At 39.7% G+C, this 22,440-nt stretch carries 16 protein-coding genes and 1 pseudogene; 6 read left to right on the forward strand and 11 right to left on the reverse strand.

What is annotated here, in order from left to right; translation table 11 throughout:
* The first annotated feature begins 136 nt into the window (after positions 1–136).
* Positions 137–3,262: a glucosaminidase domain-containing protein gene (locus RWU19_RS02345; protein WP_123837786.1), complete on the forward strand. Its 3,126-nt coding sequence runs from the start codon at positions 137–139 to the stop codon at positions 3,260–3,262.
* A gap of 416 nt (positions 3,263–3,678) precedes the next feature.
* On the opposite strand, the gene RWU19_RS02350 is transcribed toward RWU19_RS02345, so the two are convergent.
* From RWU19_RS02350 to RWU19_RS02360, 3 genes are all read right to left on the reverse strand, one after another.
* The gene (locus RWU19_RS02350) at positions 3,679–4,947 is read right to left on the reverse strand and encodes a glycoside hydrolase family 73 protein (RefSeq protein WP_123837785.1); all 1,269 of its coding nucleotides are present in this window, start codon (positions 4,945–4,947) and stop codon (positions 3,679–3,681) included.
* Between the two features lie 225 nt (positions 4,948–5,172).
* Positions 5,173–5,910 carry an SDR family oxidoreductase gene (locus RWU19_RS02355; protein WP_010733116.1) on the reverse strand — a complete coding sequence of 246 codons (738 nt, stop codon included), beginning with the start codon at positions 5,908–5,910 and terminating at the stop codon, positions 5,173–5,175.
* 66 nt (positions 5,911–5,976) lie between these two features.
* Positions 5,977–6,546 carry a DapH/DapD/GlmU-related protein gene (locus tag RWU19_RS02360; RefSeq protein ID WP_002372464.1) on the reverse strand — a complete coding sequence of 190 codons (570 nt, stop codon included), beginning with the start codon at positions 6,544–6,546 and terminating at the stop codon, positions 5,977–5,979.
* A 126-nt stretch (positions 6,547–6,672) separates the two neighbouring features.
* On the opposite strand from RWU19_RS02360, the gene RWU19_RS02365 reads away from it, so the two are divergent.
* The 3 genes from RWU19_RS02365 (at position 6,673) to nagE (ending at position 10,713) form a co-directional block, all read left to right on the forward strand.
* Positions 6,673–7,545: a LysR family transcriptional regulator gene (locus tag RWU19_RS02365; RefSeq protein ID WP_123837784.1), complete on the forward strand. Its 873-nt coding sequence runs from the start codon at positions 6,673–6,675 to the stop codon at positions 7,543–7,545.
* A 340-nt stretch (positions 7,546–7,885) separates the two neighbouring features.
* Positions 7,886–8,758, forward strand: a complete 873-nt coding sequence (locus RWU19_RS02370) for a PRD domain-containing protein (protein WP_002310480.1) — start codon at positions 7,886–7,888, stop codon at positions 8,756–8,758.
* The gene (nagE, locus tag RWU19_RS02375; protein ID WP_070770482.1) at positions 8,755–10,713 is read left to right on the forward strand and encodes an N-acetylglucosamine-specific PTS transporter subunit IIBC; all 1,959 of its coding nucleotides are present in this window, start codon (positions 8,755–8,757) and stop codon (positions 10,711–10,713) included. The genes RWU19_RS02370 and nagE overlap by 4 nt, the downstream gene beginning before the upstream one ends.
* A 335-nt stretch (positions 10,714–11,048) precedes the next feature.
* On the opposite strand, the gene RWU19_RS02380 is transcribed toward nagE, so the two are convergent.
* Complete coding sequence (locus RWU19_RS02380; RefSeq protein WP_123837783.1) at positions 11,049–11,900, reverse strand: SDR family oxidoreductase; 852 nt, start codon at positions 11,898–11,900, stop codon at positions 11,049–11,051.
* A 123-nt stretch (positions 11,901–12,023) separates the two neighbouring features.
* Between RWU19_RS02380 and RWU19_RS02385 the strand changes: the two genes are divergently transcribed.
* Complete coding sequence (locus tag RWU19_RS02385) at positions 12,024–12,491, forward strand: Rrf2 family transcriptional regulator (protein ID WP_002314309.1); 468 nt, start codon at positions 12,024–12,026, stop codon at positions 12,489–12,491.
* 141 nt (positions 12,492–12,632) lie between these two features.
* Here the strand turns inward: RWU19_RS02385 and RWU19_RS02390 are convergent, their stop codons facing one another.
* Positions 12,633–13,115: a GyrI-like domain-containing protein gene (locus RWU19_RS02390; protein ID WP_002315859.1), complete on the reverse strand. Its 483-nt coding sequence runs from the start codon at positions 13,113–13,115 to the stop codon at positions 12,633–12,635.
* Between the two features lie 98 nt (positions 13,116–13,213).
* Positions 13,214–14,077 carry an AraC family transcriptional regulator gene (locus RWU19_RS02395; RefSeq protein WP_104764674.1) on the reverse strand — a complete coding sequence of 288 codons (864 nt, stop codon included), beginning with the start codon at positions 14,075–14,077 and terminating at the stop codon, positions 13,214–13,216.
* A gap of 599 nt (positions 14,078–14,676) precedes the next feature.
* Between RWU19_RS02395 and RWU19_RS02400 the strand changes: the two are divergent.
* A pseudogene (locus RWU19_RS02400) lies at positions 14,677–15,519 on the forward strand (SWIM zinc finger domain-containing protein); the annotation flags it as partial.
* A gap of 684 nt (positions 15,520–16,203) precedes the next feature.
* On the opposite strand, the gene xylB reads toward RWU19_RS02400, so the two are convergent.
* From xylB to RWU19_RS02425, 5 genes are all read right to left on the reverse strand, one after another.
* Positions 16,204–17,685: a xylulokinase gene (gene xylB, locus RWU19_RS02405; RefSeq protein WP_316002735.1), complete on the reverse strand. Its 1,482-nt coding sequence runs from the start codon at positions 17,683–17,685 to the stop codon at positions 16,204–16,206.
* Between the two features lie 62 nt (positions 17,686–17,747).
* Positions 17,748–18,581, reverse strand: coding sequence for a carbohydrate ABC transporter permease (locus RWU19_RS02410; RefSeq protein ID WP_002315855.1), 834 nt, complete (start codon positions 18,579–18,581; stop codon positions 17,748–17,750).
* Positions 18,574–19,488, reverse strand: coding sequence for a carbohydrate ABC transporter permease (locus tag RWU19_RS02415; RefSeq protein WP_104764677.1), 915 nt, complete (start codon positions 19,486–19,488; stop codon positions 18,574–18,576). Before RWU19_RS02415 ends, RWU19_RS02410 begins: the two co-directional genes overlap by 8 nt.
* Positions 19,489–19,528: 40 nt before the next feature.
* Positions 19,529–20,827 (reverse strand): ABC transporter substrate-binding protein, encoded by a 1,299-nt coding sequence (locus RWU19_RS02420; protein WP_123837780.1) that lies wholly within the window; start codon positions 20,825–20,827, stop codon positions 19,529–19,531.
* On the reverse strand, positions 20,824–22,434 hold the full coding sequence (locus tag RWU19_RS02425; protein ID WP_123837779.1) for a glycoside hydrolase family 43 protein: 1,611 nt from the start codon (positions 22,432–22,434) through the stop codon (positions 20,824–20,826). The genes RWU19_RS02420 and RWU19_RS02425 overlap by 4 nt, the downstream gene beginning before the upstream one ends.
* Positions 22,435–22,440: the final 6 nt, after the last annotated feature.

A 22,440-nucleotide genomic window follows, 5' to 3' on the forward strand; every position in this document is an offset into this window, starting at 1 on the left:
CCTAATAATTGACTAGTCAACGATTGACTTGTCAATAATAAAATAAAAAAAGAAAAAAGTCAAAGAATCAGCTGTGAAATTAAAAAACAAAGGCTTTCAATAGAAATGAGTGTAAATAAAAGAAATCTCTTGTAGAATGAAAAGAAGGAACAATAAAAAAGAAAGAGAGGACAATGATGTGAGAAAAAGAATAGTAGCCGCAGTATTTCTCTTAGTGAATGCGACATTGTTACCTAATAGTCTCGTATTTGCTGATACCGTTTTGTCAAATGTTCAAACAACAGAAACATCTGCCCTATCAGAAGATGAAAGCGCACCATCCCAATCAAGCTTATCTGGAGAGAATTCCTATCAAAATCTAGAAGATAGCTCTTCTGCAGTAGAAAATTTTACACCGCCCAAAATCTCTGGAAATCCCTCTTTGCAAGGAGCAAATGGTAGATTTGAACAAATGAAACCTGATAAAATCCACCTTTCAGCTTCAAAACAAACAAAGGAATCGTTCATTCAGCAGCAATCTGCTCATAGCTACATTGATGCGCAAGGTGTGTATGAGATTGTCTCTACTGATGTCCAGCTACACGATGGACAATGGGTGGATAAAGGAACGATCCAACTAGTCATACCGACAGAACCAACAGAACAAGTCACCAATTATTTGGCCTATTATGTAGCAAAAAAAATCAAAACCTATTCTTTACCCTTGGAAAAATCAGCAGATTTCTTGATGTTTGACGATTCGATCACTCTAGACAAGGAGCATTTTCTTTCTTCCGTACGTGCGTATTACTCAGAAGTTGCAGCTGATCCTATCATTCAAACACATATAAGTATGACAGAAACCTATACGATTCTGAATGAAACAGATATTTATCCTACCTTCTATCGCCAAGAAGAACATCAAAAAATATCTGGACCAGCCCTCATCACAGATAAAGTAGCGTTATCGGATCAAACGACTTGGGTACATATCCAAACAGCAAACTATGAAGGATGGGTAGCAGCAAACTCTGTAACTGCTCATGAGCCAAAAACAGTTCCAGTTGAAGCCTCACAAGGTCAGCTTTCTGAATCAGCCGTTGCCTCTCTGTCACTTGATCAAGCTTGGCTAGAACAATCAGAGGAAACCATTTCACATTCAGAAAGTTATCACGTACAAAGAGCAGTCCAAATCAGCGATCAAGTGTTTTATGCGCTGACAGCAAAGGATTCTTCAATCGTTTTTGTCCCACAGAAAGAATTCCAACCAGCGGATCCAGTATCAGCAGAGACTGATTCCTCAAATGAACAGATAGGAACAGCTGAAAGTACAGCATCTGATTCAAAAGAAACAACTGATTCTTCTTTCCAGCCGCAAAACAAAGTGCCACAGACAGATGAATCTACCTTGCGTACTGCACCATCTATTACTTATAGTACACATGTCAAAAATCGTGGTTGGCTGCCAAATGTTTCTAGCGGTCAACTTTCAGGAACAACAGGTCAATCTTTACAAGTAGAAGCTTTTCGTATCCATCTTTCATCCTCCCTCTCTGGTGCTATTGAATACACCTCTTATGTCCAAGGTTCAGGATGGCAAAATTGGGTAGCTAACGGCGCTATTTCTGGCACGACTGGACAAGTCAAACAGATTGAAGGAATCAATATTCGATTAACTGGACAATTAGCAGCAACTTACAATGTTTATTATAGAGTCCATGTACGAAATTTTGGCTGGCTTCCTTGGACAATGAACGGAAATCCTTCCGGAACACTTGGATACGGTCATCAAATCGAAGCAATTGAAATCCAATTATTGGACAAAAACAGTTCCGGCCCTGCTACTAACGGTATTTCTTATATCGAAAAGGAACCATCCGTATTGGCGAATACTCACGTAACCAACAGAGGATGGTTAGGCCAGACAGATGCTGCTAATCAAGCTGGTACGACTGGCCAACGGTTAAGTCTTCAAGCAATGCAACTGCGTTTATCTGAAAATACAATTGGTGGCGGTATCACTTATCAATCCCATATCGCTAACAAAGGTTGGGAAACCAACTGGGCACAAAATGGCACGATTTCTGGTACGACTGGACAAAATCTGCCTATTGAGGCGATCCGCATCAATCTGACTGGCACAATCAGCACCCGATATGACGTTTATTATCGTGTACATGCACAAGAATTCGGCTGGATGAACTGGGCAAAGAACGGTGAATCAGCTGGCACACAAGGCTATGCTTACCGTGCAGAAGCGATTCAAATTGTATTAGTAAGGAAAGGAGGAGCCGCACCTGGTGCAACTACTCGCGCCTTTCGTATAGCTCCACCTAGAATCACGTTGCAAGGACATGTATCGAATATTGGCTGGGTAATCCAAACGAGCCTAAACAACTCGATCAGCTACGCAAATCAAGGAAGACAATTTGAAGCGATTCGCGCAAATTTAGGAACATCCAGGTATACTGGCGGTATCCAATATGATTCACACATAGCTGACAGCGGTTGGACCAGAACTGTATCCAATGGAGCGATTTCAGGAACGACTGGACAAAATCGCTCTCTTCAAGCCTTTTCCTTTCAGTTAACAGGAGAACTTGCTGAAAACTATGATATTTATTATCGTGCCTTTGTTCGTTCCAGAGGCTGGTTAGGCTGGGCATCAAATGGACAAAAAGCAGGCTCTGTCAGAATGAATTTACCTGTTGAAGGTATCCAGCTGACCATTGTTGAAAACGACCGGCGGCCAAGTGGTTATCAGCCAAACCAACTGACGATTCTAGGACAAGTGAATGATCAGACACCTCAGGGAAGATTCATCAATTCCGTCAGCCAAAGTGCGAATCGTATCGCGCCTGCTCATGGCTTGTATACTTCTGTCATGTTGGCTCAAGCGATCCTAGAAACAGGATATGGCACAAGCTATCTAGCTCAGCACGCGAATAACTTCTTTGGGATGAAATTCAAAGACGGCGAAGATGAAGGAAAGTATGGCTATATCTGGCATATATCTAACGAAGTAATCAATGGTGTCGTTGTCCCTGTCAATTCAAAATTTCGGGTCTATCAGTCCACTGACCAATCCTTCTTAGATAACGCCTTAAAATTAAGATATGGTATTTCTTGGGACCCAAACCGATATGCGGGGACATGGAAAGTCAATGCACGTTCTTACAGAGATGCTACCCGTGCATTAACAGGAACATACGCGACAGATCCTGATTACGGTCAAAAATTGAATAATCTGATCGAATATTGGAAGCTGGATCAATTTGATTGAACGGGTATAAAAAGAGGTTGTGACAAGAATGTTGTCACAACCTTTTTTGAGTAAACGGTGTTCAAAAACTTGCATCTACGGTAATAAGTCCAGCCAAACGAAAAACATGAGAAACTGCTTTTGTTTGGCTGTTCTTATTACTTGATGCAGGACAGCTTTTTCACAACCTTTTGGTAAACGGTGTTCAATCAGCTGACCCTCGGTATTAGCTCAAAAAACGGCAAAATATGAAGAACTATTTTTCCGTTTGTTTCTCTAATACTCAGGTCAGGACGCTGATTTCACAACCTCTGATACACGGTGTTCCAGAAGTACCTTCTTCGAGAATAAGCCGAAATCTCACAAAAATTTGAGAAACAATTGTCGTCAATTCCTTCTTATTTCTTGAAGCTGACCACTTCTGTCACAACCTCTTTTTAATAACCATAAAATCCTATTCCTTCATATCTCCAGCCCATTGGCGTTAGCCAATCTCTTTCTTTCGCACTTAAGGTATAGTGATGGGTACCAGTTTTTTCATTTGGATTGAATAGTCGATAGATTGGCTTGGAACCACCAGAATAAAAACTTAGACCTTCATAGCGCCAACCGATTTTTGTTAAGGAGTTGATCTCAGATTGCGCCATTGTGTAATGATGGTCTCCGCTGTAAGGATTGTATAAACGGTAGACAGGCTGTCCACTGTTTGGTGCTTGCCAAGCAATTCCTTCATATTCCCAGCCTACAGTTGGCAGATAATTTTTTTCGCCGGCATTCAATGTATACAAATGCTCTCCTGTATGACGATTATATAAACGATACATTGGAGAAGTTGAAGTTGGTGCTGTATCATACTGCGTCAGATTGTAAGTCTCGATTACATTGTTTAGTGTAGCACCATAATTAGGCGCAGTGGCATAACGACCGGTCAACCAAGCTGTAGCATCCTTGTAAGAGTTCGTATTGCTTTTCCATGCACCAGAATAGTAATACACGCCCGGCTGGAAAGAAGTCGTCTTCAATACCGTCACATTATCTTGTAATGATTCTTTGTACGAAGGATATTTTCTAAAAGCAGCATTTACCGTGATCCATTGTCCATTGACATATTCCGAAGTAGGCATCGTAACAGATTGGCCATTATAGCTTCCTTTGATTCCAAATAGATTGTAATTAGGAGCAGAAGCCAAGGCACTGTTCCCCCAGCCGCTTTCAACGATTGCTTGTGCAATCATGACTGATGCGTATAAGTCATTGGCACTTGCCAAGCTTTGTGCAGTGGATGCAATACTATCAATGAATGCTTGCTGAGAATTAGCAGATGAGCGGGCAGAAAAAGCGTAGCCAGTATAGTTTTCGAATTCAGACAAATCTGCTTGATGGGTATGTGTCAATGTTTGCCCATCTGTCAATTGGTTCGTGATTTCTTCCGCATTCTCTGGATTTTTCTGAGCTTCTGCTGATGTGCTTTCTTCCGTTTGCGGTTGTTCTGTTGTCCCTGTGGTTGATTCTTCAGTTGAAACCGTATTTTCGGAGACATTAGCTGACTGCAACGTACTTTCTGTATCGTTTTCAATTCCTATTTCTGAAGAACTCGTTGTCTGAGTTGTGACTGTTCCTGTCGTTTCTTCAGCTAGCACGGTTGTGTTGGCAACTGCTAGATTTCCTAAAAGAATAACGCTAAATAATAAATTCTTTGCTTTCATCTTTTTTCTCCTTTGGATATGAAACTTTTCCTAAATAACAGTGTAACTAAAAAAGTAAAAGTAAGTCAATGTCCATTTTTAAATAACTTTTGTTCCTTTTTGATAAAATCGCTTTTTCTACATAAAAAAACGTGAATGAAGAACCTTCTTCATTCACGCCTTATTTAGTTGATCATTTGAATAACCAATAACAAGTAATTCTCTCTGGATATTATCCGTTATGAATTATACTTCCTGTGTCGTCGGACGGATGATCATGTTGCTGACAGACATCCGGTCTGGCGTTTCTATCGCAAATGCTACAGCAGATGCTATATCTTCAGATGTTAATCCCCATTCTTTTTGCGCTTCATGAAGTTCACGAGCGGCTTTTTTGTCACTGATCGTTTGATATAATTCAGTTTGAACAGCTCCTGGAGAGATGATCGTAGATTTGATGTTATTTTGTCGCTGTTCTTGACGTAATCCTTCCATGATCGCACGGACAGCAAATTTTGTTCCGCAATAAACGGCGGAATCAGGATAAACGACATGACCTGCCACAGAATCAGTTGAAATAATATGCCCAGATTTTTGTTTTTCCATGATTGGAAGTACAGCAGAAATCCCGTTTAAAACACCCATGATATTGATATCAAGCATATTTTGCCATTCATCTCGGTGCCCTTCAACTAATGGTGCGGTTGGCATGATCCCTGCATTATTGTACAATACATCGATTCGACCGAATTTTTCCATCGCTAAATCGATAACTGCTTGGACTTGTGCAAAGTCTCTTACATCTGCTGTTTGAATATATAGTTCAGCTTCTGGTAAAGATTCTTTTATTGCTTTTAGGCGATCTTCTCGGCGTGCGGCAATGACTAGTTTAGCTCCTTTTTCTGCTAACAGCTTCGTTGTTGCTTCACCGATTCCGCTTGAAGCGCCCATGATGACAATCACTTTTTCTGATAAATCATTCATTCTATTCTCCTCCTGTTTTGAAAAATCTTTTGCTTGTACTTACTATCTCTTATTTCATCTTACTCTTCAAATAATCCGTTCGACAGGTTTGACGATTTTGGCAGGGATTCCTGCAACGATGGTATTGTCTGGGACATCTTTCGTAACAGTTGCATTCGCTGCAACAATGGCATTCTCGCCAATCGTTACGCCTGGCAGAATAGTTGCTCCTGCTCCGATCCAAGCATTTTTCTTGATGTGGATTGGCTTTACTGACAAGCCTCTTCGTTCTGTTGGATCGGTTAGATGGTTTACCGTGATGAGATTGACACGAGGACCAATCAATACTGAATCTTCTAAACAGATACCACCCAAGTCGACGAACATCGCTTGACGATTGATAAAGACATTTTTCCCTATACTAATATGTTTGCCGAAATCTGTATAAAAAGGCAGCAGAACAGTCACCGTATCATCTACTTTGTCACTAATGATTTTTTCTAGCCGTTTGCGGATATCTGCTGGTTCATGGTACCCAGTATTCAGTGCTGCTAAAGGCTCTTCGTTTTCCGCTTGGATCTGATGGATCACTTCAAAAAGTGGATCCGTCACTCGAATCTCTTTATTAACGATTTGTTTTTCGATGGCACTTGTCATTTTGCTCCCTCCTTTTATCCTTACTTTATAACGGATGGCTTACTATGTCTAATATTTATAAAATATACTTAACTATTCATTTTACCTATACTTAGTGATATACTTTTTAAAAACAGGAGGGAAAAAATGGATATTCGTATACTGACGTATTTTTTAGCAGTAGCTAGAGAAAAAAATATCAGCCGAGCAGCAAAATCTCTGCATATCACGCAACCTACTCTCTCAAAACAACTGAAAGATTTAGAAGAAGAACTTGGTGTGACACTTTTCACTCGAGGCTCCCGAGAGATACAGTTGACGGATTCTGGACGATATCTTTATTCAAAAGGAAAAGAAATCTTGTCATTGGTGGAAAAAACGACGAACAACTTAACAAATGACGAAATCATCTCTGGAGAAATCTACATTGGTGGCGGTGAAACTCAAGCAATCTCTTTCATTTCTGATAGCCTTCATTCGTTGATCAAAGCGCATCCTGATATCCAGTTTCATTTATATAGTGGGAATGCAGATGATATCATAGAGAAATTGGATAGCGGGCTACTCGATTTTGGAGTCGTGATCGAACCGACAAATAAGCAAAAATATCAGGCATTTCGACTACCTGCCCAAGATTGTTGGGGACTTTTGATACATCGGACTCATCCTTTAGCAAAACAAACCGTTATCCATCCACAAGAACTAAAAACTGTTCCTTTGATCATTTCCCGACAAACGTCAGTGGACAATCAACTATCTGAATGGCTAGGTTTCAGCATAGATCAGTTATCGATCGTCGGAACATATAACTTATTGTACAACGCTTCTTTGATGGTCAATAATGGGACTTTTGGTGCATTAGCTCTAGATGGGATCATCAATACTTATGGGACAGAAAAAATATTTATCCCACTCGATCCGCCATTACAAGCTTCACTGAATCTCATTTGGAAAAAAGACCAGCCGCTTTCTCCTGCTGCTCGTAAATTTTTAGATGTCCTAATGGAGAAATACAGTTAAGTAAAGTTTCTTTCCTTCGCTTTCAGCTTTTTAACAACGAATAAGATAAGCAAAAGATCCATTAATTAAATAACGCGGGTTTCTTAATCTGTTTCTTCATTTTATTTCTGATAATTCCATTAAATTACTATAATTATAAAAAAAGAATTGACAAAACATAACTGTCTATATAAAATGATTACGTTAACAATAATTCGTTTCATGTGACTAGATCATACTAGGCATGAAAAATCTCTGAGGAATATGGTTTCCCTAGGAGGTTTTTCGTGTCTATTTTTGTTTGGCCGCAATCAACTGGTCTAGCAGACATGAAAACCAAATCTTCAAAAAGGGTGCGCGCATGAAAATCAAAAAGATCTTTAATCAAAATGCAGTATTGGTAGATGACGGTGGGCAGGAAAAAGTAGCTATTGGAAAAGGAATTGGATTTGACAGAAAAAGAAATGATTTGATCTTTGATCGTGATATTGAGCGGATATTCGTCATGGAGCCAGAAGGACAAATCAAATTGCAAAATCTACTCAATCAGATCGATGAACGCTTTTTGTTTGCAGCAGAAACAATCATCGATCATGCGGAAACTGTCTTGATGGAGAAACTGAATGAACATGTGTTGATCGCTTTGACCGACCACATTGCTTTTTCTGCGGAGAATATCAATAACGGTATCGTCATCCGCAACAAGCTTTTGAGAGAAATCGAAGTGCTTTACAGTGATGAATTCAGTATTGCTCAATGGGCAGTAGAATATCTGACAAAAGAGCTTGGGATTCCATACACTTATGACGAAGCAGGATATATCGCAATCCATATCCACAGCGGTCGAAGCGGTCGAAATAATAACCATCGCAGTATCCGTGAAGTGACGATTGTATCTGATATCATCCATTTAGTGGAATCAGAATTGGAAACAGATATCCATTCAGAACCATTTTCACTGAATTATTCAAGACTGGTGAATCATTTACGACTGCTTCTACAACGAACCCATGCGCAACAATATGCTGTCTTGGATACGGAAATCGTAGAAATGGTCAAACGAAAATACCCAGAAAGCTATAAGATTTCTAAAAAAATCCGTGTGTTGCTGACCAAAGAATACCAGCTCGCGATCACGAAAGAAGAACTGGGTTACTTGGCCATCCATATCGAGCGTTTAAGAAGCGCAATTGTACAAACAAATGTTAACAATCATGAGGAGGAAAAAAATTGAAAGCATATCTACAACGAATGGGACGTTCCCTTCAACTCCCAGTTGCGGTCTTACCTGCTGCTGCTTTGCTAGTAGGGATCGGAAACTGGTGGGCATCTTATAGTAACGACATTGTCGCTCATTTTTTACAAGCTGGCGGTAACGCAGTTTTAGGTCAATTGCCTTTGCTGTTTGCTGTTGGGTTAGCACTAGGGATGTCAGTGGACAAATCAGGTGCTGCTGCCTTGGCAGGTTTGGTTGCATTTGAAGTTCCCGTAAATGTTTTAAAAACTGATTCAGTAGCCACTTTATTGAATATCAAACCAGAATCAGTTGATCCATCTTTTGCTCAGATCAGTAACGTATTTATTGGTATTATTGCCGGATTGATTGCGGCAGCTCTTTATAATCGTTTCCACGAAGCAAAATTACCGATGGCTTTATCTTTCTTTAGCGGCAAGCGTTTAGTGCCAATCTTGGCTGCCTTCGTCATGCTGCTGATCAGTGCAGTGCTACTGCTCGTATGGCCTCCGGTTTACTCTGCTTTAGTTTCTTTTGCTAAATTCATTTTGAGCTTAGGCTGGGTTGGTGCAGGTCTTTATGGCTTCTTCAACCGTTTACTGATCCCTACAGGATTGCATCAAGCAATGAACTCCGTGTTCTGGTTTGACGTAGCTGGAATCAATGATATCGGTAAATTCTTGGCTTCTGAAGGAACAAAAGGCGTAACAGGAATGTATCAAGCTGGATTTTTCCCAATCATGATGTTCGGGCTTCCAGCAGGAGCATATGCTATTTACAGAAATGCACGTCCAGAAAACAAAGCAAAAACAGCTTCATTGATGTTAGCAGCAGCTTTTGCTTCATTCTTTACTGGTGTAACAGAACCACTTGAATTCTCATTTATGTTCGTTGCTTGGCCATTATATGTCTTGCATGCCATTTTCACTGGGATTTCTTTAGCAGTGAGTGCATTCTTCCATTGGACAGCAGGATTTGCCTTTAGTGCCGGATTTGTCGATTACTTCCTATCTTTGAAAAATCCGATTGCGAATCAGCCTTTGATGTTGATTGTCCAAGGGTTAGTAACAGCAGTGATTTACTATTTTGGTTTTAACTTTGCTATCAAAAAATTCCATCTGATGACTCCTGGCCGCGAGGAAGCAGATCTTTCAGATGACGATACTGCAGCGACTAATTCAGACAATAAATATGCTGCACAAGCAAACAAAATCTACGCTGCATTAGGCGGAGCTGACAATGTAACTTCAATCGACAACTGTACTACACGTCTTCGTTTGCAAGTCAAAGATACAGGCCTGATCGATCAAAACAAAATCAAAGCCACTGGCGTACCTGGAATGAAAATCATTGATGGGAAAAATGCGCAAGTCATCGTAGGTACAGAAGTACAATTCGTTGCAGATGAGATGGCAAAATTACATGGTGGCGCTGCAGCAAGACCTGCACAAACAAACACCGTGGTTAAAACAGAAACATTTGCCGGCGGAACGATCGAACAAGATATTTACGCTATCGCAAATGGGAAACTGATTCCAATCACTGAAGTTTCAGATGATGTATTCGCGGAAAAAATGATGGGTGACGGCTATGCTGTATTACCAGAAAATGGAGAAATCTTCTCTCCAATCGCTGGTACGATCACAAACATTTTCCCAACGAAACATGCGGTCGGAATCCAAACAGATGCTGGTATCGAAGTCTTGCTTCATATGGGCATCAACACTGTTGACTTAAAAGGCGAACCATTCACTTTATATGTAGAAGAAGGTCAAAAAGTCGCAAGAGGTCAATTGATTGCTTTAGTTGATCTTGCTGCTATTCAATCTGCAGGCAAAAACACGGATATGGTCGTTGTATTCACAAATGGCGACAAAGTCCAAAGCTTAGAAATCGAACCCGCACGTGATGTAAAAGCAAATGATAAAATCGGCTCTGTTTCCAACAAAGCCTGAGCCATCGTCTTCCCCAGACTTTTTTATCGATAAACAAAAGAAGCTGAGACAAAAATCTTGTCTCAGCTTCTTTTTCTGAATAAAAATGGCGTTCTCCTACCAACTCCGCGGTAATAAGTCCAGCCAAACGAAACATATGAAGAGCTATTTTTTATTTGACTCTTCTTATTACTTGATGCAGAACAGCTTTTTTACAACCTCTGGTAAACGGTGTTCAAAAACCAGTTTATCGGTATGAAGTCAAATTTATGCAAAAATGTGGAAAGCCATTTTCACAAAATTTTTCTTCATACTCAAAACTAAGCGGCTTTTTCACAACCTCTTTATATCATACATTATTCCTGATCCAGTATTTCTTTCAATGCTGCTTCAAGAGAGACTAATGGTTTTTCCAAGACTTTTTCTAAATCATCAGAGGAAATAGCTAACTGATCCTTTTTGATATCATGTTGGATCGCTAGAAACATGTCAGCTGCTTCTTGTGGGAATCCGGCTTCTTTTAGATTTTCGACAAACGCTGCATCACTTGCTTCAATAATTTCTAACTCCTTACCTGTCGCACGTTCTAATGCCTTGGCTAATTCTTCATAGTCAGTTAGATGGCCGGATAATTCTAAGATTTCTGGGGAGTCATTCTCTACTAGTACTTTTGCTGCGGCTTCTGCATATTCACGTTTCAATGCCCAACCTGTTTTTCCATTTCCTGCAGCATAAACGAATTGACCAGTTGTTAAAGCTTGCCCAATGATAGGTAATTCATTCTCTACATACCAATTGTTCCGTAAAAATGTATGGGGAATACCTGAATCCTTAATCGTTTTTTCAGTGAATTGGTGATCTGGCGCTAATACACTGATTGAGTGATCGGCATCTGCAAAACTTGTATAAGCGATATAAGATACCCCAGCTGCTTGCGCTGCTTTCACTACATTCTCATGTTCGGCTTGGCGATTTCCTGGAACGCCAGAGACAAAAAGCAATCGATCTATTCCTTTCAACGCTTCTTTCATTGAATCTAACTCATCATAATCACCAATACGTATGTTAAATCCAGCTTCTTTCAGTGCTTCTCCTTTTTCTTCACTACGTACTAGTGCATAGATTTCATTTTGTGGAACCATCTTTTTTAAGAATTCCAGCGCATAACCACCAAAACCTCCAGTTGCTCCTGTTACTAAATAATGCATCTTTCCCACTCCTTATTCTTTTTATTTGTTAAGATTCATAGCTGTACATTTATAAATTACACCTTTATCATAAAGAGTGTGGTAAGATAAGTCAAGCAAAAAAAAATGAAAGGATGACAATTGATGAAGTATTCTCTGCAATTTAGTGATGCAATCCATGTACTTGCCTATATTGAAATGTTTCAAGATACCCGATTGCTTTCTAGTGAGATGATTGCCAGCAGTATCGAAACAAATGCAGCAAATGTACGTAAAATCATGAGTCAGCTCAAAAAATCCGGCTTGATCCTTACAAAAACCGGAAAACCGCAACCTTCCCTTGCCAAAAGACCAGATCAGATTTCTTTACTAGATGTCTATCGTAGCATTGAAGGTAATACACAGCTTATCCAAGTCGATCCAAAAACAAACCCAAATTGCGTCGTTGGTGCAAATATCCAAGAAGCTTTAGAAGAAAGCTACGCTCGGCTGCAGAAAAAAGCAGAAGAAGAAATGGCTAAGATCACACTTGATAGTCTGATACATAAAATAGCCGTTTTGGAAAAAGAAAAAAGACCAGAAAACACAGGCCTCGTAGAGAGATTTTTATAATTCTCTCTATTGGGCCTGCATTTTTCTGATCGGAATCTTCTACATAAATTCTTTTATTCTCCGAGGAACAAAATCCTTGTCATGCCTCTTTTTCCTCTCTAATGCTCAGGTCAAAGCGCTACTTTCACGACCTCTATATTATCATGGTTTGTTGACTACCGGTATCCAGATTTCTCCAATGTATTTCCCATCGGCAACACCCATTTCAACGACAGCATTCGGTCCCCCAACATAGGCGTAATCTTCTACTTCTCTTAAAACATGTCCAAAGGCCGTATTCGTCAAATCATTTCTCAACTCTTCAGACGACTCAGCAGAAGCGCTTACAATGAGATAGGTTCCTTTTGGAAATGGGATGATTCTCGTAGTGTTAGGAATATCCTGACTCGTTTGAACACCGACATAGTACATCATTTTCCCGTCATAGGGTTCGTTGACTGTAAAGAAATAATGATTTTCAGCAGCTTGTTTCAAGGTGTCTATTGTTCCGTCACTGATGACTTTTTGCTCAAAGGCTTGCTTCTCTGCTGCCAAACCGACAAAATCTGTATTGCTACTTTTCAATTCCACACCAATACCTGTCACTGCAAACTCTGGTTTTTCTTCAATCTTATACTTTGCCATTTCTCCCACCCTTTCTATTATGTTAAGTTCATCTTACATAAAATTAAAGAGAAATGACACGATTACGCTCTTCTTGTAGGGATACTTTCATTTTTTAACTATTTTTTTGCTTTCACTGCAATCCAAATTTCACTGTAAACATGACTGAAGTCCTCTCCCCATTTTGTAAAAGAGATCTCGGGAGCTTCAACTAACTCATAATCTGAAGAAGGAAGCCATTCTGCATAGATTTTCCCCCAAGTGTCTTGTAAAGTTTGGGGAAATGGTCCTTTATTAGGAAAAATGGCCCAAGTGTGTTCTTCTATAGCAAACATTTCTAAATCAGCGTACGGATTTTCTTTTGTCGTAGCAAAGCCGATCATGTGCATCAAACTACCCTTTTCTTCCAAGCGGTCTCCATCAAATCCATAAGAAACGTTGATTACTTGATGTGGATATAAATCTCCTAACTTATGCATCTCTTCCCTTTGAGCCTCCGTGATCGTCTGCGCCAACTTTTGTATTTCTTGATTAACTCCTTCAAATTGGACAGGGACTTTTTTCGCCACACCTGCCACATAAAACTGTTCTTTCTTTTCGATACGAAATTCCATCGATTTTCCTCCTCTGACATCAATAAAAAATGTCAAGCGTGGAAAAGATTTTTGTATGCCATATCTGCTGATTTCTGAAGGCAGATAACCTGACCAATCACGAAAAGCTCTTGAAAAACCCTCGACTGTTTCATATCCATATCTAAACGCCGTTTCTGTTACTTTTTCCCCACCTAGAAGATCGCGATTAGCCAAAGCCAATCTACGGTTTTTGATATAGTCCATCAGAGACATCCCTGCAATAAACGTAAAGATGCGCTTTAACTGATATTCAGAGATTCCTGTATTTTCGGCTATTTTTTTATAGGTAAGACTTTCTGTCAAATGTTCTTCGATGTAATCAATCAATTGGTTCAGATCTTTAAGCATATTTATCTTCCTCCTTGCTTGCCTTTTCATCATATTATCAAAGAAAGTCAATTACTTGATGAATCAGGAACCAATTTAGTCGGGTATAGAAAAATTTGTATGGATTTAAAGAAAATTCTCAAGCAGCGTTTTGTAACGGATAATTGGTAGTATCTGCCTACTTATGTTTTACCTTTAGAAAAAATGAATTTTGGGGAAGACACATTCTAAGTTAACAAAGCAGGAAAAATAGCTTTTATCCCCTTCGTTAAACCGCTTACTATCTACTGTACAAAGCAAGTAGCTATTCGGACTGTTGATACGAACGCTGCTTGAATCTTTCTTTGCGTTACATCATACCTCTTTTATTGATTGAAACCATTATTTATTTCCAACAAAATTCCTTCATTTTTGCCAGATAAATAAAAAAACAAAAAGTTCCATCTTTAAAATACGCTATTTTTTTACTTTTTCTCCCATTATCTAAGAAAAGGAACGCAGAATTAATTTTTGACAATTCGAGAAAAAGTTGCTTCACAGATATGGTAAAATCAGCTACTTTTTTCTTTGACGATTCTTTATACTAAATATAAACAAGTGTTTCATGAAAGGAGAACTATATGAATAATTGGCTTGAGCTTTTTCCTGAAGACATTTTGGAACGCGGGTACAGCTATCATCTGCACGGGTTTGTCAGTCATTTGAACTATACGAGCAAATACTTGACCGCAATAGTTTCTGGCACGGAAGATTATAAGGTAGTGATCACATGGGATGAAAAGACGAATATGACTTGCGATTGTCTATATGCCATAGAAGGAAAAAACTGCAAGCACATGGCGGCTGTCTTATTCGCTTACGAAGAACGTCCAATAAAAAAATCCAACTACTCGCTTTCCGAACTCTCTTCCCTTGTTTCTTCCGCTAGTTCCTCTCTTGTACGGGAACTTTTAACAGAGATTCTTATAGAACATCCGCAATTTATCGAACGCTTCAAAGAGAAGATCCCGCTCCATGCAGTAAACTACACAGATAAATTAGCAACGATCATCCACAAATACGATCATCCTATCGGAAAAAACAAAAACAGGAAAACAGCGAAGTTCATCATGGAGATGCGAACGTTCATTCAAGAAGCTGTTGAGTCGCTTATACAGCAAAATGCCTATCTTCCCGCATTCGAATTGATCAATGAAGTGATTGCTACTCTTGAAACATGCTATTTGGAGCCTGCGGACGAACGATCACTTCTTCTGATAGAGGACTGTTATTATTTATGGAAAGAATTATTAGCAGAAGCACCCCGTGCAGAAAAAAGACAAATGTTCTCTTGGTTCGTCTGCCAAGTCGATCATACTGACGCCTCTTATTCAAAAAGCTACTCCATAAAAATCCTGAAAGAAGAATTTCAGGAAAAAGAGTTTTCTAGCCAAAAGAAAAAAATAGCCAAAAAACGAAAAGAATCTGTAAAAAAAGGCGAACCCCACAAAAAAGGACAAACACACGCGGAAAAGCAGACTAAATCCATCAAAAAAACAACTGGCTCTACTTTAAAAAATACGGATGATACAAGTAAAATAGACAATTTGAAAAAACGTTTATTAGCATCTGACAGTATCCACTTCCCTACATTGGAAAAACTAAAAAACGCATGTCCACCTGAAACATGGCCGATCATACGTAATGAACTGTTTTCAGCTCTTAAATATCATAAAAATGTGGATCGTTTTTATGCAGCAGAAGGTTGTTATGATTTATTGTGGGATTATGTAAAAAGTACAGACAGATTGATCATGGTCGATCGGTACTTTGATATCTTGAAAAACTATTGTCCTAAACAGTTATTACAAAAATATGAATTTGAATTACGTCAAAACGTAGCTAATTTTGCGACAAAATTGGAATACCAAAAACTTGGCAACCAAATAGAAAAAATGGCTAGCTTGCCAAACGGACTTGTGACAGCTAAATTGTTGACCAAAGAACTTCGAGAAAAATATCCGCGCAGAAAAGCATTGATTGCTGAGATGAAAAGAATTGAACCAAGGTTGAAGTAAAGAAGATGGAAGAGGTTGTGACAGAAGTGGTCAGATTCAAGAAATAAGAAGAAGAGACTGTGACAAAACTTTTGTCACAGCCCTTCTGTTTTATAGATTATGACAGATTTCCTTCGTTGCTGGGTAGATTTTTCGGTATTGTTGATAGATTTTGCGATATTTTTCTACATTTTGTGAGAGAGGTTCCACTGCATCTGTATATTGGATAAAAGTCTGACAACAGCTTTCAGGCGTATCGAACCATCCTAATCCTAGTGCAGCAATCATTGTTGCGCCTAATGCAGGTCCTTCCTCCACACTTAAACAATAGATCGTTGCATCAAAAATATCTGCTTGGATTTGTAGCCATGCAAGATTTTTTGCGCCTCCTCCCACCGAAACAATACGTGTAAATCTGCGACCCACTAGTTCTTCCATCAACTGTTGCGAATCTTTCAATGAAAAGGTGATTCCTTCCAACACTGCTCGGGTAAAATGGCTAAGTGTATGTCGAGTATCCATACCAATGAAACTCCCCCGTATCTGACTATCGGCGTACGGTGTTCGTTCCCCTGAGAGATAGGGTGTGAACAATAATCCATTTGAACCTGGCTCGATCTTTTCGATTCCTTGCAGCAGTTCGTCAAAAGAAAGTCCTTTGGCAAAAGTCTTTTTGAACCAATTGAGACTGTGACCCGCAGCTAATGTCACTCCCATAGAATAATAAGCATCATTTATTGCATGATGGAATAAATGAAGTTTGCCTTCATAAGACTTTTGGTTATTTTTCTCATAAGACAAAAATACTCCTGAGGTTCCAATACTGACCATAGCTGCGCCATCTTGGATGATCCCAGCACCCAATGCAGCACATGCATTGTCTGCTCCGCCAGCAAATACCTTTACTTCTTTGTGAAAACCAAATTGTTCTGCTAGTTCTTTGCGTACCGATCCAATGCAAGTAGTAGAAGATACAAGCGGAGGCAATATTTTAGGAGAGATATGGAAAGTCTGTAAGAGCTCCTCAGACCATGTTTTTCTTTCCATATCAAGTAATAACGTACCTGCAGCATCTGAATAATCCATCTGCTGGTTTCCTGTCAGCCAAAATCCAAGGTAATCTTTCGGCAATAAAACATGACGAACATTTGACCATAATTCCGGCTCATTTTCTTGAAGCCATAGCATTTTAGGCAACGTAAAACCTTCTAATGCACGATTATTGGTAATCTCAAGTAATCGATCACCAAAGTTTTCCATTATTTCTTCACACTCTTTGGTTGTACGCACATCATTCCATAAAATCGCATTTCTTAACGGTTGGTTCGCTTCATCTAGTACGACTAAACTGTGCATTTGACCAGAAAAACTGATTCCTTCTAATTTTTGAGTAAAATCAGGCACTTTTTCAGCTAGTTCTTCGATCACTTGACCACAAGCTTGGATCCAGTCTTTAGGATCTTGTTCACTAAATCCAGCTTCTGGTTGTAGCAACGGATAGTCTTCGCTCGCCGCACCTTGGATCGTCCCATTCCTATCCATTACTAATCCCTTCAATGAACTAGTTCCTAGATCAATACCTAAAATATACATTTAACCACCTGCCTTGTTTTTATTATCCTATCAAAAACGACTGCTGACAATGTCTGTTTTTCCTATTCTTTGATCCCACCTGCAGTCACGCCACCTATAATGTACTTCGATAAAAACAGATAAATCAGCAGAAGCGGTGCGATACTGAGAGAAATCCCTAGATACATACTGCCGAATTCTGTACGATAGACATCGGTTTTTAACAGCTGGATCAACATCGGCAAGGTAAATTTGTCAGTATCGTTGATCAAGATCAGCGGCATCAAAAAATTGTTCCAAGTAGTCACGAATGAAAATATAGCCATCGTCGCTAATCCCGGTTTCATCAAAGGAAGCATCACTTTATGGAAAATCTTCAGCTCTCCTGCACCATCTAAACGCGCTGAATCTGCCAAATCGGAATGATAGACAGTCTCCAGATATTGTTTCAAAAAGAATACAGTCGTAGGCGATGCAATCGCTGGAAAGATCAATGGAATATAGCTATTCAGCAAATCCAACCGATTCATAAATTGATAAAAACCAATCATACTGATCTGCTGAGGAATCATGATCAATCCAAGAATAACGGCAAAAGCAAGCCTTTTTCCTTTGAAGCGGTAAGCAATCAATCCATACGCAGTTAAGGCAGAGAAATAGACATTCAATAACGTAGCACCAGCTGAGATCACCAAACTATTTTGGAATCCGTTGAACACATCGAATCCTTTATTCCTCAAAACATGCCAATTCGCTGCTAACTGTGTTCCCGGAAGTAAGGATAGCCCTTGTTGTATTTGCTCTGCTGAACGTGTGGAATTCACCAGAACGACCCAAAAGGGAAAAATACTCAAAAACGTAAGTAACAACATGAATCCATAAATCAGCAGACGTTGCAACCGATAGTGTTTATCCATTTCTTCCCCTCACTTTGCTCTTTTCTTGGAAAAACCGGAAAAGCAATGTACTCAAAAGAATCGACATCCCTAACAAAATGACAGAGGCTGTCGCAGCAATCTGAAAATTCCGACTACCAGTAAATGCTTGTTTGTAGATGAACATCGTGATCGTGTTGACACTATTGTCAGGATTTCCGTTAGTCAATAAAAACGGGATATCGAACATCTGCAGACCCCCGATCAATGACGTCACTAAAGTATACAGCATGATAGGTTTCAATAACGGCAACGTGATCTTTCGAAAAATCTGAGCATCACTTGCGCCATCAACCATGGCAGATTCGAAAAGTGACTGATCGATACTTAATATCCCTGAAACAAGTACAATCGTTGTCTGCCCATACCACATCCAAAACTGAATAAAAGAGACAATCAAGCGTGTACTTGCCACACTTCGGAAAAAATCAAACGGTCGCTCCAACACACCAAAATGAGTCAGGACCAAATTCATCGGCCCCATCGGAAAGCTGAACAATGCAAAAAATAGAACGGCTACAGACGCTGCTGTAATAATGTTTGGCAAATAGAAAATGATTTTAAAGAAACCTGTCCCCTTCAACTTCAATTTGAGATTTGTAAACCAAGCAGCCAAAAGGAGCGCCAACGTAATCTGAGGGACAAAATTCACACCCCAAAGAATCAACGTGTTTCTGATTGATTGAAGGAACAATGCATTGTTCAAAAGATTGACATAGTTTTCGAAACCGACGATCGAGGCTTCTGTATTCCATCCTTTCAAATCTGTGAAGCTTAAAAAAATAGTATAGAAGATTGGATAAAGCTGAAATACTAGAAATGCTAAGAAAAATGGGGCAATGAATAATAAACCATAACGATTGTAGCGCTCAAATCTAGCTTTTTTCACTCGAATCTCCTTTCTTGTACCTTTTAAACAACTGTCCCAGCTAATCGATTTCTAAATCAGGATAAGCATTTGCTACGGCATCTTTGAAATTTTGGATAGCCGATTCTTTGTCCGTCTCTCCTTTAGAATAAGGTGTCAAGCAATGGTCGATAAACAACGTTTCGATTGTTTGATCATATTCAGTCAGAATTTTTGCATTGATTGATTGGACCATTTCAGAAAATTCATCATAATGGTTTTGCCCGCCCAGAAAGTCTTCCTGGTAAGACGATTTGATTGCTTCTACTACCCGTTCATTCGATACAAAGTCTCCCGTATCTTTTGCCCATTGTTCCAAAAATTCTGGGTCAGTAGTTAGATATTGGATCAGCGCTGCCGCTTCTTCTTTCATTTCTGAGGTGTCCGTGGCACCGATCCATGTACCACCCCAAAACCAAGAAGAAGGTCCTTGGATCATCCGCCAATCCCCTTCTGTTGTTCTAGAGCCGTCTGCCGAAGTAGCATTTTGTTTCAACCAATAATGTAATCCCCATGTAGGCAGACTATATCCAAAGTCTGTCTCGCCATTCATTCCAGCAAACCATGCTTCTGATTGACCTTCTGTATCTTTCGTCAAATCTTCTTCAACAAATCGCCGTGAAATATCCATTAATTCATGAAGTTTATCATCGATGATTAGCTTTTCATCTTCCACCCATCCTGATTCCCGCATGCCAAAAAATGGTTTTGCTAAGTCTTGGACACTGGAGATCATCTGGACAGTCCCACCACTGTTTTCTTTGACTTCTTTTGCCACTTCATAAAATTTCTCGTAATCACCTATTTGCGCTTGCATCTGGTCTGCGTCTGTGATCCCTAAAAGTGATTCTGCAAGAGAAGCACGATAATAAAATCCGCCAGGCGCTGCTTGCCAAGCTAAAGCATGTAAAGTCCCTTCTCTGCTAGTTCCGACATCCTTGACATATAAGTAGGTATCACTTGCCGCTTCTTCCAGACCGTATTCTCCTAGATCAGCCATCAATCCCGATTCGACATATTTCTTTACGAACGCAGATTCTAAGGCAATGACATCAGGCGCATTTCTTGTTCCTAACACTGGATCTAATTTTGTCTCAAATTGATCAGAAGGGATCTCTACGATCTTTATCTCGTAATCCAAAGATTCATGAGCTGGCAAATAATATTCATTGATCATCGTCGAAAGTTCGTCTGTGAACGTCCACACAGTCAATTCTAAATTGTCTTCTGAAGAACGTTCAGAGCTCGTTCCGCAAGCAGTTAGTACGCCTATCAGACTGACTCCTAATAGAGCGACACTCAGCTTCTTCCATTGTTTCATGGCTTCCCTCCTCTTTCTTCATACGAAAAGAAATCAAAATCTGCAGCCAGTCTTGCGCCGGAAGTATCGATGGCAAACATACCAACAAATGCTCCCGTGAAAAATCCTTCTTGGGTTTCAGCAGTATAATCATCGGAAAGTTTTAAGCTATCAAAAGTATGACCAACGTCTATCCATACTTTCCCGTCGAATGAATAAGAATAATGATATGTCTCATAAGAAACAATAGTTTTTAAATATACAGCGCTTACATTATCGGGTGTGGGGATGATTCCGACTGGTTCACATAATTGTCCATTGTCACAATCTAAAAGAGCGATGACCCGTCCCTTCTCTTCATCATGTGTGAGATGGATGCTTGACCAGTTCTTAGTATTGTAATAATTCGTCATTCCTGCTAGTTGCATAAAATTCTCAGGTGAACATTCTACTTTCGTCACGGCTTCAAATGAAAAATGCTGCCATCGTCTAGCAACTAAAGATTTGGTGAACAGCGAATGGAATGATTCTCGACCAAACAGTCTCAAATAACCTTTCCGCTCAGTCAAACTACCGATTTCTTCGGTAAAGGGAATCCTTAATGTTTGAAAATGCAGAGGGAGCTGTTCTTGATCGAATGATTCTTTGATAGGTGTTTTTTCCCACATCTGTTCTGGTATGGACGGGCTTTCCACTGTATTTTTTGGAAAATTCCCTTCAATTATATACGGCCATCCCCCTTTCCACTCTATTTTTTGGATCGCAGTTTCCCTTCCTAAGGGGCAATACCCTCTGTTTTCTAAAAGCGGTGTTTCTTTGTATTTTAGTGGTCTAGCTGTCAAATGGACAAAATACCATTCATCTGTATGTGTCTGAACGAACGACCCATGACCTGCTTTTTGCAAAGGCAGTTCGGGATATGACCAAGAAGTAATCAACGGATTCTCTGGATGGATTTCGTACGGACCCTCGATTTTCTTTGATCGGGCAATGGTTGCCGCATGTTCATACTTCGTGCCACCTTCTGCAGTCAGCAAATAGTAATAGCCGTTGATTTTATAAAGATGAGGTGCTTCTGTCAATTTTCGATTTGTCCCTTTAAAGATGATCTTTGATGGACCAATCAATTTTCTTTCTTCTGGTGAATATTCTTGAAGGGCGATTCCATAGAAAGAATGACGAGTAGGACGATAATCCCAAACCATATTGACCAAGTACTTTTTCCCATCTTCCTCATGGAACAAGGAAGGATCGAATCCTGAGCTATTCAAATAGATTGGATCTGTCCATTTTCCGTCGATGGTATCACATGTAATCAAATAATTGTTCACGTCTTTCCAACTACCACTCAATTCCTTGACATCGGAATAGATCAGCCAGAATTTCCCATCGTGATAACTCAAAGCAGGAGCCCAGACACCTCCAGAATCCGGGTTCCCTAACATATTCAGCTGACTTGTTCGGTTGACAGGCGTACTTACCAAGTGCCAATGTTTTAAATCCTTTGAATGATAGATCATGACACCTGGGAACCATTCAAAAGTAGAAACAGCGATATAATAATCTTTCCCAACACGACAAACACTAGGATCTGGATGGAATCCAGTTAAAATCGGGTTATTTATCATAAAGAA

This window comes from Enterococcus sp. 2STP, from assembly GCF_032465635.1.
Classification (GTDB): Bacteria; Bacillota; Bacilli; order Lactobacillales; family Enterococcaceae; genus Enterococcus_B; species Enterococcus_B lactis.